Raw genomic sequence first — 15,826 nt, forward strand, 5'->3', positions numbered from 1 at the left:
CGGACATACCGCGCATTTCGATCAAGTAACCAGGTGGTCACCCTCCGTGCGCGCCCGCTCGTCCGCCGCGCCGCCCGCGCCGACCAGCCCCTTGCGCACCCCGGCCAGCCGCGGCTCGAAGCGCCGCATCTCGCGCTGTCCGACCGTCGCGATGAGCCCCGGCAGGTAGCCGCGCACCGACTGCATGCCGCGCAGCCACCACTGGGCGTACACATGCGCCGAGCGCCGCTCGATGCCCGCGACGATCCGGTCGACCGCCGGGCCCAGCGGGTACGTCCGGTTCGACGGCCAGGGCAGCCGCTGTCGCAACTCCCGCATCACGTCGTCCTCGTCGGCGCCGCGCACCATGTCGGTGTCGGTCCACGACAGGTAGCCGACGCCGACCCGCACGCCCTTGTACCCGACCTCGGCCCGCAGGCTGTGCGCGAACGCCTCCACCCCGGACTTGGAGGCGCAGTACGCGGTCATCATCGGTGCCGGGGTGATCGCCGCGAGGGACGCGATCTGGAGGAAGTACCCCCGGCTCTCCGTCAGCACCGGCAGGAACGCGCGTCCCGTCACCGCGCCGCCGATCAGGTTGACCTCGATGACCCGCCGCCAGGCGACCGGGTCGGAGTCCACGAACGGACCGCCGGACGCGACGCCCGCGTTGGCGACGACCACGTCCACCTTGCCGAAGCGTTCCTTCACCTCGGCCGCCACCCGGGCCATCGCCTCGTGGTCGGTGACGTCGACGTGCCACCAGTCGCTCTCGGTGTGCAGCCGCCCGGAGACCTCCTTGAGCAGCTCCGGCTCCAGGCCCAGCAGCGCCACCTTCGCGCCCCGCGCGGACAGTTTGCGCGCCAGCAGCTCACCGACGCCCCGGGCCCCGCCCGTGACGACGGCGACCTGCCCCTCCAGGCTCACCCTGCTCATGCCGCTTCCTCCTGCTCGGTACGGACGTACGTCGTGACCAGCGCGCGTATCCGGGCCGTCACGGCCTCCGGCGCCTCCACCGGCGTCATGTGCCCGACGCCGGCCAGTTCCTCCAGCCCCACGCACTCGGGCAGCGCGGCGGCCAGCGCCCGCGCGTGCACCGGCGGGGTGAGCCGGTCCGCCGTACCGACGATCACCGCCGTCGGCACGGCCAGCTCCCGTACGCCCGACTCGATGTCCAGCCCGGCGAGCACGTGCGACCACGCCACCCGCACCGCGCGCGGGCAGGCGTGCACGATCCGGGCGCACTCCGCGACCCGCTCGGCGGCCGAACCGGGGCCCATGGTGGCGTACTTGAGGACGGCCCGGGACACCGGGGTGACGGGCCCGAGCGGCGCCCGCGCGCCCAGCACGGCCCGGGTCAGCCGGGTCCGCAGCCGCCCGGCCCGCAGCGGCAGCACCAGCGACTCGGCGGCCAGCCGCGAGGCGCCCGTGCTGCACAGCAGGACGGCCGCCGCGTGCTCCCGCAGCCCCGGCCTGCCGGCGGCGGCCATGAGCGTCATGCCGCCCATGGAGTGGCCGGCCAGCACCGCCTTCTCGCCCGGCTCCAGCGTGGCGGCCAGCACCGCCTCCAGGTCGTCGGCCAGGGCGTCCGTGGTGTAGCCGGACCGTCCGACGGCGGGCGAACGCCCGTGCCCGCGCTGGTCGTAGACGACCACCCGGTGGTCGGCGGACAGGTCCCGCACCTGGGCGGCCCAGAACTCCGTCGAGCAGGTCCAGCCGTGGGACAGGACCACCGCCGGGGCGCCCTCGGCCCCGTGGATCTCGACGTGCAGCGACGAACCGTCGGCGGAGACGGCGGGGACGACCCTCATGCCACGGCCCCCTTCGGCTCGGTCGTCAGCGACCGGGCGCGGACGACCTCGTACTCCGACAGGTCCACCTCGCGGGTGGCCCGCCGGAACTCGGAGGTCGTGCCCGGCCAGAGCGTGGTGTTGCGCCCGTTGACGTCGAGGTACCAGCTCTCGCAGCCGCCGGCCTTCCACACGGTCCGCTCCATGCGGGCCTGGACGCGCCGGTTCCAGGCGGCGACCGCCGAGGGCCGGGCGGCGAGGGCGGCCCGGCCGCCGAGCACGTCGAGCTGCCGCATGTAGTCCGCCAGGTAGTTCAATTGGGACTCGATCATGAGGATCATGGAGGAGTTCCCGAGGCCGGTGTTCGGCCCGATGATGGTCATCCAGTTGGGGAAGCCGGCGGCGGTGGCGCCGCGCAGCGACTCCATGCCGTCCTTCCAGGCCTCGGCGAGCGTGATCCCGTCCGCGCCCACCACCCGGTCGGCGATCGGCATGTCGGTGACGTGGAACCCGGTGCCGAAGACGATGGCGTCGACCTCGGCCTCCGTCCCGTCGGCGGCCACGGCGGTCCGGCCGCGCACCTCCGCGAGCCCGGAGGCGACCACATCCACGTTGGGTCGTGCCAGGGCCGGGTAGTACTCGCTGGACAGCAGGATCCGCTTGCAGCCGATGCGGTACGAGGGGGTCAGCTTGGCCCGCAGGGCGGGGTCCTTGATGGCCCGGGCCATGTTGGCCCGGGCGATCGACTCGACCAGCCGCAGCCCGTCGGGCCGCTTGGTGAAGGCGCCGACCTGCAACTCCCGGATGCCCCACAGCAGTCCGCGCCGGGCGGTCCCGGTGAACGGGACCTGCCTGTGCAGCCACCGCTCGACGCCGCTGATGGCGCGGTCCATGCGGGGCATGACCCAGGGCGGGGTGCGCTGGAACAGCGTCACCTTCCCCGCCTTCGGCTGGATCGCGGGGACGATCTGGATGGCCGAGGCGCCGGTGCCGATCATGGCGACGCGCTTGCCGGCCAGGTCGTAGTCGTGGTCCCAGCGGGCGGAGTGGAAGACCTTGCCGCCCGCCTCCTCGAAGGCGGCCAGCCCCGGGACGTCGGGGATCTTGGGGTCGGACAGCGGTCCGGTGGCGGAGACGACGACGTCGGCGGTGAGCGTCCCGCGCGAGGTCTCGATCTCCCACCGCAGCTCGTCGTTGTCCCAGCGCATCATCAGCACCTCGTGGCCGAGGCGGAGGTGCGGGCTCAGCCGGAAGGTGTCGGTGACGTGCTCCAGGTAGGCGCGGATGTGCCGCTGCCCGGAGAAGGTGCGCGGCCAGTCCGGGTTGGGCGCGAAGGAGAACGAGTAGAGGTGCGACGGTACGTCGCAGGCGCAGCCGGGGTAGCTGTTGTCGCGCCAGGTGCCGCCGACGGAGTCGGCCCGCTCCAGGACGACGAAGTCGGTGATCCCCTCGCGGCGCAGCCGGACGGCGGCTCCGAGGCCGCCGAATCCGGATCCGATCACCGCCACTCGTACGTGCTCGTGCTGGCTCATGCCGCCTCCGCATCGGAATTCCGAGATCCGTGAAACTCTGCCAGCAATCACTGGCACGGTTGTTGGGAGAGTAGAGCAGGTCCATACCGAGCGGTAGGGGTCGGGGCGGAGAAGTTACCGGCGGTACGACATAGGGTGGCGGGCGTGACGAACCAGCGGGCGAACGGGCGGACGGGCGGGCGGACGGACGGCCCGGCGGACGGACGGGTGCACGGACCGGCGGACACGGAGCCGGGGCAGGCCCGCGAGTACCGCATGGAGGAGCTGGCCCGCGCGGCCGGCATCACCGCCCGCACCCTGCGCTTCTACCGCGAGCGCGGTCTGATCCCGCCGCCCCGCCGGGAGGGCCGGATCGCCTGGTACGGACCCCACCACCTGGCCCGGCTGCGGACGATCGCCGCCCTGCTGGAGCGCGGCCACACCCTCAACGGCATCGCCGACCTGGCCGCCGCCTTCGAGAGCGGCCGGGACGTCGGCGAGGTCCTCGGACTCGGCGAGCCGACGGAGGAGGAGCCGGTCCGGCTCACCCCCGAGGAACTGGCCGACCACTTCGGCGACCAGGTCACGCCCGAGAACTTCGCCAGCGCCCTGGAACTGGGCTACCTCGCCACCGACGGCGAGGAGATCGTCCACGTCAGCCGCCGGCTGCTGGAGGTGTCGGCCGCGCTCGTCCGGGAGGGCGTGCCGCTGGCGGCGGTGCTGTCCGCCGCGTCCCGCGTCCGGGAGCACGCCGACGCGCTCGCCACCCTCTTCGCCGACCTGCTGCGCGCCCACGCGGTCGGGGACGCCGACGTCGTCCGCCTGCGGCCGCTGGCGAAGAGCGTGGTGGAGGCGGAGGTCTCGATGGCCCTGGACCGCCGGCTGCGCGCGCTCAACCGGTGACGCCGGGCGGGATCCGCCACCAGCGCGCCTTGTAGACGCCCCCGCCCGCGAGCCGGTAGCTCCCCTCGGGCCGGTGCACGGCCACCGTGCGGGTCCACCAGCTCTCCCCCAGGCCCGCCTCCGGCACCGTGGACAGCACCTGCCCGGTCACCGGGTCGTCGCCCACCGCCTTGACCCGCGCCCGGCTGATCCCCGCCGCGCCCGGGTAGTCCCGCCGGAACGCGCCGGTGCTCTTCACGTACTGGTACACGGCCGATCCGCTGCTCACCCACAGCCGGTCCGGGTCGCCCGCCACCTGACCCAGGTCGTGCCCGTGCGGGGTGGGCAGCCGCGCCCCGGCCACCTCGTGGAGCGTCGGCTCCGCCGCCGTGCCGCCCACCCGCAGCGCCACCAGCCGGTCGCCGCCCAGCGCCCACAGCACCCGCCGCCCGGCGTCCCACTGGAGCCCGTGCGCGTCCGCGAGCGGGTACGTCGTGTACGGCACCTCCGCCCGGCCCCTGGCGGTGGCGGCCGCGTAGAGGCGTACGACGCCTCCGGTGCTGCCCGCGACGGCCACGTTGCCGTCCGGCAGCAGTTCGATGCTGTGCGGGTTGTGCCGGATGGTGCCCGGCGAGAGCGTGCCGCCCCAGTACCGGCGGCCCGACGGGTACGCGACCACCGCCGCGAAGCCGTACGAGGCCACCGTCAGCACGTACGTCCGGCCGCGCCACCGGCGCACCTTGGCCTCGCTCGGGTGCACCCAGCTCACGTCCGGCTCCAGGTCGGCGTACCGGGCGTCGCCGACCGGCGAGAACGCCCACTTCACGACGGCCGGGCCGGCGTCCGGGTCCCAGTCGCGCCGGCGGCCGTCGAGCACCAGGACCCGCCTGGAGGCCTGGTCGGTGAGGAGGACGTCGGGCGTCCCGGCGGGGATCTCGTGAGCGGGAACCGGGACGGTGGCCGACGTCGGTACGGTGGCGGCGATCAGCAGGCCGCACACGACGGCCGCGAGCAGGGCGGACTTCGGCGGCGTACGTACGGCGGTGATGCGCACACCGTCACCCTGCCAGAAGGTTTCCCCGCTTCCGGGCCCCGCCACACCAGGGCTGACGAACCCTCACTTCCGGACCATCCGGCCCCGCTTGACGGACACCTGCGCCCGCCCGCACCGGGCGGCGGGACAAGACACGGCCTAGAGGTCGTAGGCCGCCGTGACGGGGGCGTGGTCGCTCCACCGCTCGCCGTGCGTGGCCGCCCGCTCCACCCAGGCCTTGACCGCCCGGGCGGCGAGCCCGGGCGTCGCGACCTGGAGGTCGATGCGCCAGCCGGCGTCGTTGTCGAAGGCCCGGCCCCGGTAGGACCACCACGAGTACGGCCCGTCCTGGTCGGGGTGGAGCGCGCGGACGACGTCCACGTACTCCGCCTCGTCGAAGACGCGGGTCAGCCACTCCCGCTCCTCGGGGAGGAAGCCGGAGTTCTTCTGGTTGGACTTCCAGTTCTTCAGGTCGGCCGGCCGGTGGGCGATGTTCCAGTCGCCGCAGACGACCACCTCACGGCCGTCGGCGGCGGCGCGCTCCCGCAGCCCGGCGAGGTACGGCAGGAACGCCCCCATGAAGCGGGTCTTCTCGTCCTGCCGCTCCGTGCCGACCTCACCGGAGGGCAGGTAGAGGCTGGCGACCGTGACGCCGGGCAGGTCGGCCTCCACGTAGCGGCCGCTGCCGTCGAACTCCTCCGACCCGAACCCGATCCGTACGGCGTCGGGCTCGCGCCGCGTGTAGAGCGCGACGCCCGCGCGCCCCTTGGCGGCGGCCGGGGCGTGGACCGTGTGCCAGCCCTCGGGGGCGCGGACCGCCTCGGGGAGCTGGGACTCCTCGGCCCGCACCTCCTGGAGGCACACCACGTCGGCCTCGGTGGCGGCCAGCCACTCCACGAAGCCCTTCTTGGCGGCGGCCCGCAGACCGTTCACGTTCACGGAGGTCACAATGAGCATCCACGCACCCTACCGACGACACCTCGAAGATCACTCCGCATGATTGTACGATGCCTCGCATGATTATTCAGTCCAGCTCGTTCGACCACCCGGACGCCCGCAAACTCAACGACATGGTCCAGCTCGAGTACGCCGAGCGGTACGGCGACGAGGGCGACCTCACACCGCTGGATCCCGTGATGTTCCGGCCGCCCCGGGGCCTCTACCTGCTCGCCTACGACTCCGGCGGCCGCCCCGTCGCCACGGGCGGCTGGCGCACCCAGGACGAGAACGAGGAGGGCTACTCCGACGGTGACGCCGAGCTGAAGCGCATGTACGTCGTGCCCGAGGCGCGCGGCCTGGGCCTGGCCCGCCGCATCCTCGCCGCCCTGGAGGACGACGCCCGGGCCGCCGGCCGCACCCGGATGGTGCTGGAGACCGGCGACGCCCAGCCGGAGGCCATCGCGCTCTACGTCTCCAGCGGGTACGAGCCGTGCGCCAAGTTCGGCTACTACCGGGAGTACGAGAGCAGCCGCTGTTTCGCGAAACCGCTGAAGTGACGCCGTACGACCCGAGTGACGACCTCCCGACGACGAGACCGTGACGCGCCCCTGACAAAGCACCCCCGGTCGTGGCACCCTGCCTCACGCACGTCGATCCGCACCGCTCTTCGTTCCCCCACCCTGCCCGGCCGCGCGGGCCGCGCCCGGGCACGGCAGAAGGAGACATGCGTGAGAGGCCAACGCACCGCCATGGGTGTCCTGCTGACCGTCGGAGCCCTGCTCACCGGCGCCCTGTCGACCGCGACCGCCACCGCGGCCGCGCCGGCACCCGCCCCCGACCCCGGCGCCAGGACCGTCACCGCCGCCGAACAGCACCGGGCACGGACCTTCTGGACCGCCGAGCGCATGCGCGGCGCCACCCCGCTCGACCTGACCCTCACCCCGGCGGCCGCCACGAAGCTCCGGGCCCCGGCACCGGGCGGCCGCACCACGACCGTCGCGCCGACGGCCGCCGCGCCCACGGCCGTCGCGCCCACGGCCTTCCCCCAGGCGGGCGGGGCCTGGACCGGCGGCGGAGCGGTCGTGAAGACCTCCGGCCGGGTGTTCTTCACCTTCCAGGGGCGGACCGCGTCCTGCACCGGAAATGCCGTGACCAGCCAGAACGCCAGCACGGTCATCACCGCCGGGCACTGCGTGAAGTACCAGGGGAGCTGGCACACCAACTGGGTCTTCGTGCCCGCGTACGACAACGGCCAGGCGCCGTACGGTCAGTGGACCGCCACCAAGACCCTCACCACCCCGCAGTGGGAGGCGAGCGAGGACATCAACCACGACATCGGCGCGGCCGTCGTCGCCCCGCTGGGCGGCCAGAACCTCACCGCCGTCACCGGCGCCCAGGGCATCCAGTTCAACGGCGGCTACAACAAGCAGATGTACGCCTTCGGGTTCCCGGCGGCGTCCCCGTACGACGGCACGAAGCTGATCTACTGCAGCGGGAACTCCTCCAAGGACTTCCTCTTCTCCCAGGACCACAGCCTGGGCTGCAACATGACCGGCGGCTCCAGCGGCGGACCCTGGTTCACCGGCTTCAGCGAGTCGGCCGGGACGGGCCTCCAGGTGTCGGTGAACAGCTTCGGCTACACGTTCCTGCCGAACCGCATGTTCGGCCCGTACTTCGGCAACGAGGCCAAGGCCCTGTACGACAAGGCCCAGGTGTCGTAACCGGCCCGGCCGCGCCGGCGGGGCCGCCCCCGCCGGCGCTCAGTCCGTGACGGCCCCGCCCCGGTCCACCGCGGGGGCCGCCACACCCGGGACCACCGTGAGGACGAGCGGGCCCGCGCCCTCGGCGGGCGCGAGCTCCACCGCCCGCCCCGGGGCGCCCGACGGCGCACCGGGGTCAGGGGCCTCCGGCCGCGCGCCGGGGTCCGGGGCCGGGGCGCTGACTCCCCGGACGCCGTCCCGCTCCCCGTACGGCTCACCGTCCTGCTCCTGGGACCGCTCGCCGTCCCGCCCACCGGACGGGGCCCCGGTCGCCGCCGTGCGGCCACCGGTGGCGGCCGGCGGGGCGGCCGGCCGGTCCGCCGACGGGCCCGTCGGGGCGCCCGGCGCCCGGGTCCTCCCCGTCGCGCCCCCGCCGGTGGCATCGATGTCATCGACCGCCCGCCGGGGCGCGGGCACCGTCGCGGGGGCGCCGACAGCGTTGTCGGTCAGCCAGCGCTGGGACACCGACCCGTCCCGCATCCTGACCACCACCGTGGCCCCGGCCTGCGGCGCGGTCGGCACCAGGCCCAGTCCCGCGTGCCAGCGGGGCACGAGGTCGCCCTGGACGCTCAGGTCGTACCGCACGGTCATGGCCGCCTGTGTCGCGCACAGCCGCAGCACGACCACCCCGGAGGGCTCCTGCGAGTGCGCGCACAGGTCCGGGGCCGCGGCGCTGCGCAGCAGGCCGTCCGGCTCGTACCGCCACGTCTGCGCGGGGTGGCCCGAGCAGACGGCCAGCATGAGTTCGGCGCCGACCTGCGGCCGGCCGTCCCGGATGTCCAGGCACAGCTCCGCCGCCCGCGCGTTGCGCAGCCGGGTGGTCGGCGCTCCGCCGCCGTGACCGGCCGGCGCGGGGGGCCGGGGGGTGGCGGTCGTCGGCCGGGAACCCGGCGCCGGGGCGGCGGCACCGCCGGACCCGCCCGGGGCCGCCGGCCCGGCACTCCGCCCACCGCCGTCCCGGTCCGGCCACAAGCTGGTCACGGCCGCCACGCCCAGGACGCCGGCCATGACGACCCCGAGGCCCACCAGCAGCGCTCCCCCGCCCGGTACGGCGGCGGCCAGGCGCCGTGCGGCTCCCGCCGGCACGGCCCGCGAGTGGCGCCCCGCCCGGCGCGGCGCCTCGGCCGGGGCGGCGGTCCGGGCGCGGGAGCGGCCGGGCCGCGACTCGACGTACCCGCGGGCGCCCTCGCCGAGCACGCCCTCGGCCAGCAGCAGCGGCAGCCGCCCGCCGGAGTGGTCCAACTGGTCCGCCGCGTACCGGCAGTGCCGGCACTTCGACAAATGCCGCCGGATGTCCGGGATCAGCTCTCCACCGCGCCGCAGCGATATGTCGAGCAGCCGGTTGTAGTGCCGGCATTCCGGGTCGGTGGCGAGCTCCGAATGGACGCGAAGACACCCGTCGCGGAACAGTTCCCGGGCGTCGTCGAGTTGTGCCGACGCGGTCCGGGGGTCGACGGCGAGCAATGCGGCCGGAATGGATATCCCCTCGGCCTCGACCTCCCGGTGCCACAGCAGCACCTGCGCCGGGCCGGGCAGCGCGGCGAACGCCCGGGCGACGAGCAGCCGGTCGGGCCCCGGCGCGGCGGGGTCCGGCAGCCCGGTCAGCAGCGCCGCGGTCCGCGGGTCCCGGGCCCAGTCCGCGACGGTACGGCGCACCGCCGCCAGCAGCCGCGGCCGCACCGCCGCCTCCGTGCCGCTCCCGCCGCCGTACCGCAGTTCGTCCAGGACCCGGGCGAAGGCGGCCGACACGGCCATCGAGGCGTAGGTGCGGGAGGTGGTGAGCAGTGCCGCGTAGTCGCTCATCGCCCGGCAGTGCCGCGCGAGGAGCACGGTGGCGGGGTACGTGTCCGCCGGGTCCCCGCCGCCGGGCGCCGCGCCCAGCGCGGCGGCCAGCGCCGCGTCGGCGCCTCCCGACGTGGGTGCGTAGGGCGGCGGTGGCGGTACGGGATGCTCGGGACGGGGAGAGCGCATGGGTCCATTTCCATTCAGGGCATTGCGATGGGGGGCTGAAGGGGAACGCAGCCTGATGGGTACCTGGATTGGTACATACCTATTCGGCGCGATTCCCTTTTAGGGTTGCCACCGCCCAGGAATTCGAACTACCGCGCAATAAAGCCCGGTTGGGCCCGCGGGGTTGCACAGCTTTCCATAACCCGCCGCTATGGAACAAGACTTCCGGCAGGCGGTGCACCCGGCCCCATACCGGCCGCGCCCGCGCATCCCGTACGAGCGCCGTCCGCGCCCCGGCCGGCCGACTCCGGCCTGCGGACCCCGGGCTCCTCGTCGCGCCGGTCCCCCCGCCGCCCGGCCGCCGCGCCACGGGGCCGTCAACGACGAGATCCCGCCCGATCGGAACGATCGGACGGGATCTCGTGTGTGCGTGGACCTGTGGGGATTTGAACCCCAGACCCCCTCGATGCGAACGAGGTGCGCTACCAGACTGCGCCACAGGCCCTTGCGACGTGTGAAACATTAGCATCCCGATCCGGGTGCTTGGAAATCCGTACCCCCGGGGACCGCGCGAGACGCGTCACACCGCTCTCACTCGTTCGCGGCGCGGGGCCGGTCCTCGTCCGCGTACTGGTCGAAGAGCGGCGTCCGGCCGTGGTCGTGGGAGCGGCGCGGGGGGTGCGGGCTCGGGTTCGGGTTCTGGCGCGTGGGCGGCGGCGGGGTGGGCTCCGCCGCCGAGGAGCGGGCCGCGCTCCAGGTCTCCGGGTCGGTGACGTCGACGCCGCCCGTCGCGCGCGGGGCGACCGGCGCGGTGACGTACGTGGGCAGCGGCACGGGGACCGGGTCCCAGCTGTCGCCACGGGCGGGGCCGTGATCGCGCTGCTGGTCCACCCACTCCGCGTGGTCCGTCTGCTCCACCAAGGCGCGGCGCCCGGCCTCCTGCGGGGTGAGCGCGGGAGCCGGCTCCGGCTCGGGCTGCGGGTGCGGGTGGTGGGCCTCGGGCGCCTCGTCCTGATCCTGGACGGGCCGGCCGCGCGGGCGGCTCTCGCGCAGTCGCTGGGCGGCGGCCTCGGCGCGACGCCGGTCCATGACGTACACGAAGCGCCGGCGCTCCTGGGCGCGCAGGTGCACGATGTACGCGCTCAGCAGGACGGCCGGGACGCCGGGGGCCCACAGGAACGCCAGGCCGCCGACCGCCGCGACGATCGCGCCGAGCGTGAAGGCGAGGAAGAGGACCACCGTGGTGCGCCGGCGCCGGGCGAGGACCTTGGAACGCCGGGCTCGCTCGGCGGCCGCTCCGGCGGGCCGGGGACGCCGGGCGGGGCGAGGCCCGGCCGGCGGGACCGCCGGGACCTCCAGACGCGCCTCGGTGTGGTCCGGGGGCGCGGCGAAGGCCCGGACGTCGACCGAGCTGAGGTGCTCGGTCTCGGCGTCCGGGTCGACGTCGGGTGACGCCGCCTGTTCGGCGGTGCGCTCACGCAGCTCCTTGGCGTACCGGCGCTCCATCCCCGCCCGTCCGGACAGGAGCCGGATGGCGGTGCTGAAGCGTTCCGTCGGACGGGCTTCGTTCAGCTCGTCCTGCCTGCGGAGCCACATCGGCACCAAGTAGGCGGCCCAGGCCCCGACGATGACTGCGTAGATGAGGCCGCTGCTGCTCACGTCTCACACCGTAGAGGGGTTCGCATCCGGCCATCGGCCAATTGGGCCGGTGTGTCGCACGATCTGGCTGATATCACTGAATTTTTTTGTGATTGATCCGACCGGTTACGACTGAACGGGGACCGAATTCGAACACATTTCTTATTAATCAGCGCGGGGTGCCGCGGCCGGTGCGGTGCCAGCGGCGCAGCAGTCCCTCCGGGACCTCCTCCGCGGTGAGCGCGAAGACCAGGTGGTCGCGCCAGGCCCCGTCGATGTGGAGGTACCGGGGACGCAGCCCTTCCTCCCGGAATCCGAGTTTCTCGACGACCCGGCGGCTGGGGGTGTTCTCGGGGCGGATGCACACCTCGATCCGGTGCAGTCCGACCGCGCGGAAGCAGTGGTCGACGGCGAGGGCCACGGACGTCGGCATGACGCCCCGGCCGGCGATCTCCCGGTCCACCCAATACCCGACGTGGCCCGAGCACATCGAGCCCCAGGTGATGCCGGCGACGGTGAGCTGTCCGACCAGGCGGCCCTCGTACTCGACGACGAACGGCAGCATCCGCCCCGCGTTCGCCTCGGCGCGCAGATGGCGGACCATCTGCCGGTAGGTGGGGCGCTGGGCGAGCGGACTGCCGGGCGCGGGCGGCGGGATGGTCGCCTCCCAGGGGCGCAGCCAGTCGCGGTTGCGCCGGTTGACCTCCCGCCACTCCCGCTGGTCGCGCAGCTTTATCGGCCGCAGGACGACGGCGCCGTCCACCAGCGTCACGGGCCAGGCCGGGTTCATGACGGTCTGGGGTGGTCGCCGCCGCGGAGCTGGTCGACCGCGTGCACCAGGATCCGCTCCAGGACGGCGAGGCCGTCGCGGACGCCACCGGTGGAGCCGGGCAGGTTGACGATCAGGGTGCGGCCGGCGACCCCGGCCAGCCCCCGGGACAGGGCGGCGGCGGGGACCTTGTCGCGGCCGTACGCGCGGATGGCCTCGGGGATGCCGGGGACCTCGTGGTCCAGGACCCGGCGGGTGACGTCGGGCGTCCGGTCGGTGGGCGAGATCCCGGTGCCGCCGGTGGTGAGGATGACGTCGTACGCGGCCTCGACCCCGGCGCGCAGCGCGGCTTCCACCGGGTCGCCGTCCGGGACGACCTGGGGGCCGTCGACGCGGAAGCCGAGCCTGGTGAGCCCCTCGGCCAGGAGGGGGCCGCCCTTGTCCTCGTACACCCCGGCGGAGGCCCGGTTGGACGCGGTCACGACGAGCGCCCGGTACGGGGCGCCGTCGGCGGGGACGGTGGGGGCGTTTTCCGCTCCGGGGGCGTGTTCCGCTCCGGCGGCGTGCGGGGTGGTGCCGCGCTCCGGTCCGGGGGCGTGCGCGCCGTGGACGTGTCCGGCCCTGGGGGTCACGCCCGCTCCCCTTCGGCCTCGGTCCGCCGGTAGGGGCCGGACTTGCCGCCCGTCTTCTCCTCCACCCGTACGTCGGTGATGACGGCGGACTTGTCGACGGCCTTGATCATGTCGACGACGGTCAGCGCGGCCACCGAGACCGCCGTGAGCGCCTCCATCTCGACGCCCGTGCGGTCGGTGGTCTTCACCGTCGCGGCGATCTCGACCGCGTCGTCCGCGACCGACAGGTCCAGCTTCACGCCCGAGACGGCGAGCGGGTGGCACAGCGGGATGAGGTCCGGGGTGCGCTTGGCGCCCATGATGCCCGCGATCCGGGCGGTGGCGAGGGCGTCGCCCTTGGGGACGCCTTCACCGCGCAGCAGCTCGATCACCCGGGGGGAGACCAGCACCCGGCCGGTGGCGCGGGCGGTGCGGGCGGTGACGTCCTTCCCGGAGACGTCGACCATCCGGGCCGCCCCCGACTCGTCGATGTGCGTCAGGCTGCCTTGCGTACTCACTGCTGAACTCCGCCTCGCGTGTTCCGGCGCCGATTGCCCCGCACGGCCATTGTCGCGCCGGCGGGGGCCGGGGGTGGTCCCCCGGGAAGGCACAGCGGCAGACACGGTACCGCCACGCGGCCCCCGTCAGCCGATGAGGATCACGTCCAGTTCCCCGCCCGGCTCCACCGTGGTGGTGTCCTCGGGGACGACCAGCAGGGCGTCCGCCCGGGCGAGGGCGGCGATCAGGTGGGAGCCGGCGCCGCCCACCGGGGTGACCGTGCCGTCGGCGGCGTCGTACCGGCCCCGGAGGAACTGGCGCTTGCCGGCCGGGGAGGACAGCGGCCCGTCGGCGGCGAGGGCGGCACGCACGCGTGGCCGCTGGGTGTCCACGGTGTCCCCCAGGCCCATCAGGGCCCGGATCGCGGGCCGGACGAACAGCTCGAAGGAGACGTAACTGGAGACCGGGTTGCCGGGCAGCGCCAGGAGCGGGGTGTGGTCGGGGCCGATGGAGCCGAAGCCCTGCGGCTTGCCCGGCTGCATGGCGAGCTTGCGGAAGTCGACGCCGCCGCCCGGCTCGTCCTCGTCGCCCACCGAGGAGAGGGCCTCCTTGACCACGTCGTACGCGCCGACGCTGACCCCGCCGGTGGTGACCAGGAGGTCGGCGCGGATGAGCTGGTCCTCGATGGCGGCCCGGAGGCCGGCGGCGTCGTCGGTGACGGCGCCGACCCGGTAGGCGATGGCGCCCGCGTCCCGCGCGGCGGCGGCCAGGGCGAAGCTGTTGGAGTCGTAGATCCGGCCGGGGCCCAGCTCCTCGCCGGGCTGGACCAGCTCGCTGCCGGTGGAGATCACCACCACGCGCGGGCGGGGACGCACCCGGACCGTGCCGCGTCCGATGGCGGCGAGCAGCCCGATCTGCGGCGGGCCGAGGACGGTGCCGGCCGCCAGGGCCAGGTCGCCGGGCCGCACGTCGCTGCCCCGCGCGCGCACATGGGCGCGGGCCCCGGCGGGGCGGTGGACGCGGACCTCGCCGGTGGCGCCCTCGGGCGCGGCGCTGGCGGCCCGCATCCCGGTGGCGGGCGCGCCGCCGGTGCCGCCGTCGGTCCACTCGACGGGGACGACGGCCTCGGCGCCGGGCGGCAGCGGGGCGCCGGTCATGATGCGGGCGGCCTGGCCGGGGCCGACGGTGAGCAGCTCCTCGCTGCCCGCCGCCACGTCGCCGATCACGGTGAGCACCGCCGGGAACTCCTCGGTGGCGCCGGTGACATCGGCGACCCGTACCGCGTACCCGTCCATGGAACTGTTGTCGAAGGGCGGCAGGGCGACGGACACCGTGACGTCCTCGACCAGGACACAGCCCTGGGCGTCGGGCAGCGGCAGCTCGATGGGGTCGAGCGGGTGGACAGCCTGGAGGATGTCCTCCAGGTGCTCGTCCACCGACCAGGTCGTACTCACAGTTCCTGCATCTCCTCGGTGACGTAACCGCGCAGCCAGTTCCGGAAGTCCGGTCCCAGATCCTCACGTTCGCACGCGAGTCTGACAATGGCCCGCAGGTAGTCGCCCCGGTCACCGGTGTCGTAGCGGCGGCCCTTGAAGACGACGCCGTGCACCGGGCCGCCCGCCGACTCGTCGGCGGCGAGCTTCTGGAGGGCGTCGGTGAGCTGGATCTCACCACCCCGGCCCGGCTCGGTCCGGCGCAGTATCCCGAACACGGCGGGGTCCAGCACGTACCGGCCGATGATGGCGTAGTTGCTGGGGGCCTCGGCCGGGTCGGGCTTCTCGACCAGGTTGGTCACCTTGACGACGTCGGCGTCGCCGGTGGGCTCGACGGCCGCGCAGCCGTAGAGGTGGATCTGGGACGGCTCGACCTCCATCAGGGCGACGACGCTGCCGCCCTCGCGCTCCTGGATCTCCACCATGCGGGACAGCAGGGGGTCGCGCGGGTCGATGAGGTCGTCGCCGAGGAGGACCGCGAACGGCTCGTCGCCGACGTGCGGGGCGGCGCACAGGACGGCGTGGCCGAGTCCGCGGGGGTCGCCCTGGCGGACGTAGTGCATGGTCGCCAGGTCGCTGGACTCCTGGACCTTGGCGAGGCGCTCCTGGTCGCCCTTCTTGACGAGGGCTTCCTCGAGCTCGTAGTTGCGGTCGAAGTGGTCCTCGAGGGGCCGCTTGTTGCGGCCGGTGACCATCAGCACGTCGGAGAGGCCGGCACCGGCCGCCTCTTCGACGACGTACTGGATGGCCGGCTTGTCGACCACAGGCAGCATCTCTTTGGGAGTGGCTTTGGTGGCCGGCAGGAACCTGGTGCCGAGGCCGGCGGCGGGAATGACAGCCTTGCTGATCCTGGGGTGCGAGTCGTTCATGCGGAGCACCCTATCCGGTCGGTATGGGAGGAAGATCCGCCTCCGGTTAACTTCGTGCCCCTACGGCCTTGTACGAGAGGTTTTGTGAGGTATTGGTGACCGAC

At 74.2% G+C, this 15,826-nt stretch carries 15 protein-coding genes and 1 tRNA gene; 3 read left to right on the forward strand and 13 right to left on the reverse strand.

Going from position 1 to position 15,826, the window contains the following annotated elements:
* Nucleotides 1-21: 21 nt before the first annotated feature.
* From ACZ7LK_RS20760 to ACZ7LK_RS20770, 3 genes are read right to left on the reverse strand one after another with little or no spacing between them, the layout of a single operon-like run.
* Entirely contained in the window at nucleotides 22-915 is an 894-nt protein-coding gene (locus ACZ7LK_RS20760; RefSeq protein WP_392275153.1) for an SDR family oxidoreductase, read from the reverse strand.
* Nucleotides 912-1,790, reverse strand: a complete 879-nt coding sequence (locus ACZ7LK_RS20765; protein WP_392275152.1) for an alpha/beta fold hydrolase — start codon at nucleotides 1,788-1,790, stop codon at nucleotides 912-914. Before ACZ7LK_RS20765 ends, ACZ7LK_RS20760 begins: the two co-directional genes overlap by 4 nt.
* A complete protein-coding gene (locus ACZ7LK_RS20770; RefSeq protein ID WP_471142505.1) occupies nucleotides 1,787-3,301 on the reverse strand; it encodes a flavin-containing monooxygenase in 1,515 nt (504 codons plus the stop codon). Before ACZ7LK_RS20770 ends, ACZ7LK_RS20765 begins: the two co-directional genes overlap by 4 nt.
* A 255-nt stretch (nucleotides 3,302-3,556) precedes the next feature.
* On the opposite strand from ACZ7LK_RS20770, the gene ACZ7LK_RS20775 reads away from it, so the two are divergent.
* A complete protein-coding gene (locus ACZ7LK_RS20775) occupies nucleotides 3,557-4,183 on the forward strand; it encodes a MerR family transcriptional regulator (RefSeq protein WP_392275314.1) in 627 nt (208 codons plus the stop codon).
* Here ACZ7LK_RS20775 and ACZ7LK_RS20780 read toward each other — a convergent pair.
* Together ACZ7LK_RS20780 and ACZ7LK_RS20785 are read right to left on the reverse strand one after the other, a co-directional pair.
* On the reverse strand, nucleotides 4,173-5,216 hold the full coding sequence (locus ACZ7LK_RS20780) for a DUF6528 family protein (protein ID WP_392275150.1): 1,044 nt from the start codon (nucleotides 5,214-5,216) through the stop codon (nucleotides 4,173-4,175). The two genes, ACZ7LK_RS20775 and ACZ7LK_RS20780, sit on opposite strands and share 11 nt — an antisense overlap.
* 138 nt (nucleotides 5,217-5,354) lie before the next feature.
* Nucleotides 5,355-6,152 (reverse strand): exodeoxyribonuclease III, encoded by a 798-nt coding sequence (locus tag ACZ7LK_RS20785; RefSeq protein WP_392275149.1) that lies wholly within the window; start codon nucleotides 6,150-6,152, stop codon nucleotides 5,355-5,357.
* Nucleotides 6,153-6,211: 59 nt separating this feature from the next.
* Between ACZ7LK_RS20785 and ACZ7LK_RS20790 the strand changes: the two genes are divergently transcribed.
* Both ACZ7LK_RS20790 and ACZ7LK_RS20795 read left to right on the forward strand, forming a co-directional pair.
* Complete coding sequence (locus ACZ7LK_RS20790; RefSeq protein ID WP_392275148.1) at nucleotides 6,212-6,691, forward strand: GNAT family N-acetyltransferase; 480 nt, start codon at nucleotides 6,212-6,214, stop codon at nucleotides 6,689-6,691.
* 171 nt (nucleotides 6,692-6,862) lie between these two features.
* Complete coding sequence (locus ACZ7LK_RS20795) at nucleotides 6,863-7,855, forward strand: trypsin-like serine peptidase (RefSeq protein ID WP_392275147.1); 993 nt, start codon at nucleotides 6,863-6,865, stop codon at nucleotides 7,853-7,855.
* A 39-nt stretch (nucleotides 7,856-7,894) separates the two neighbouring features.
* Here ACZ7LK_RS20795 and ACZ7LK_RS20800 read toward each other — a convergent pair whose 3' ends face one another.
* From ACZ7LK_RS20800 to galU, 8 genes are all read right to left on the reverse strand, one after another.
* Nucleotides 7,895-9,865: an RICIN domain-containing protein gene (locus tag ACZ7LK_RS20800; protein ID WP_471142510.1), complete on the reverse strand. Its 1,971-nt coding sequence runs from the start codon at nucleotides 9,863-9,865 to the stop codon at nucleotides 7,895-7,897.
* 410 nt (nucleotides 9,866-10,275) lie between these two features.
* Nucleotides 10,276-10,349, reverse strand: a tRNA-Ala gene (locus ACZ7LK_RS20805).
* An 86-nt stretch (nucleotides 10,350-10,435) separates the two neighbouring features.
* Nucleotides 10,436-11,503, reverse strand: coding sequence for a divisome protein SepX/GlpR (sepX, locus tag ACZ7LK_RS20810; protein ID WP_392275145.1), 1,068 nt, complete (start codon nucleotides 11,501-11,503; stop codon nucleotides 10,436-10,438).
* A gap of 148 nt (nucleotides 11,504-11,651) precedes the next feature.
* A complete protein-coding gene (locus tag ACZ7LK_RS20815) occupies nucleotides 11,652-12,272 on the reverse strand; it encodes a GNAT family N-acetyltransferase (RefSeq protein ID WP_392275144.1) in 621 nt (206 codons plus the stop codon).
* Nucleotides 12,269-12,883: a MogA/MoaB family molybdenum cofactor biosynthesis protein gene (locus ACZ7LK_RS20820; protein ID WP_392275143.1), complete on the reverse strand. Its 615-nt coding sequence runs from the start codon at nucleotides 12,881-12,883 to the stop codon at nucleotides 12,269-12,271. The genes ACZ7LK_RS20815 and ACZ7LK_RS20820 overlap by 4 nt, the downstream gene beginning before the upstream one ends.
* A complete protein-coding gene (moaC, locus tag ACZ7LK_RS20825; RefSeq protein WP_392275142.1) occupies nucleotides 12,880-13,380 on the reverse strand; it encodes a cyclic pyranopterin monophosphate synthase MoaC in 501 nt (166 codons plus the stop codon). Before moaC ends, ACZ7LK_RS20820 begins: the two co-directional genes overlap by 4 nt.
* 126 nt (nucleotides 13,381-13,506) lie before the next feature.
* Entirely contained in the window at nucleotides 13,507-14,814 is a 1,308-nt protein-coding gene (glp, locus tag ACZ7LK_RS20830; protein ID WP_469461254.1) for a molybdotransferase-like divisome protein Glp, read from the reverse strand.
* Nucleotides 14,811-15,722: a UTP--glucose-1-phosphate uridylyltransferase GalU gene (gene galU / locus ACZ7LK_RS20835; RefSeq protein ID WP_392275140.1), complete on the reverse strand. Its 912-nt coding sequence runs from the start codon at nucleotides 15,720-15,722 to the stop codon at nucleotides 14,811-14,813. Before galU ends, glp begins: the two co-directional genes overlap by 4 nt.
* Nucleotides 15,723-15,826: the final 104 nt, after the last annotated feature.

This window comes from Streptomyces sp. NPDC039423 (assembly GCF_055598725.1).

Coding starts and splice junctions, on each gene's coding strand:
- ACZ7LK_RS20775 (WP_392275314.1), top strand. CDS start 3,557: ATGGAGGAGCTGGCCCGCGCGGCCGGCATCACCGCCCGCACCCTGCGC.
- ACZ7LK_RS20790 (WP_392275148.1), top strand. CDS start 6,212: ATGATTATTCAGTCCAGCTCGTTCGACCACCCGGACGCCCGCAAACTC.
- ACZ7LK_RS20785 (WP_392275149.1), bottom strand. CDS start 6,152: ATGCTCATTGTGACCTCCGTGAACGTGAACGGTCTGCGGGCCGCCGCC.
- galU (WP_392275140.1), bottom strand. CDS start 15,722: ATGAACGACTCGCACCCCAGGATCAGCAAGGCTGTCATTCCCGCCGCC.
- ACZ7LK_RS20770 (WP_471142505.1), bottom strand. CDS start 3,301: ATGAGCCAGCACGAGCACGTACGAGTGGCGGTGATCGGATCCGGATTC.
- ACZ7LK_RS20765 (WP_392275152.1), bottom strand. CDS start 1,790: ATGAGGGTCGTCCCCGCCGTCTCCGCCGACGGTTCGTCGCTGCACGTC.
- ACZ7LK_RS20800 (WP_471142510.1), bottom strand. CDS start 9,865: ATGCGCTCTCCCCGTCCCGAGCATCCCGTACCGCCACCGCCGCCCTAC.
- ACZ7LK_RS20760 (WP_392275153.1), bottom strand. CDS start 915: ATGAGCAGGGTGAGCCTGGAGGGGCAGGTCGCCGTCGTCACGGGCGGG.
- ACZ7LK_RS20815 (WP_392275144.1), bottom strand. CDS start 12,272: ATGAACCCGGCCTGGCCCGTGACGCTGGTGGACGGCGCCGTCGTCCTG.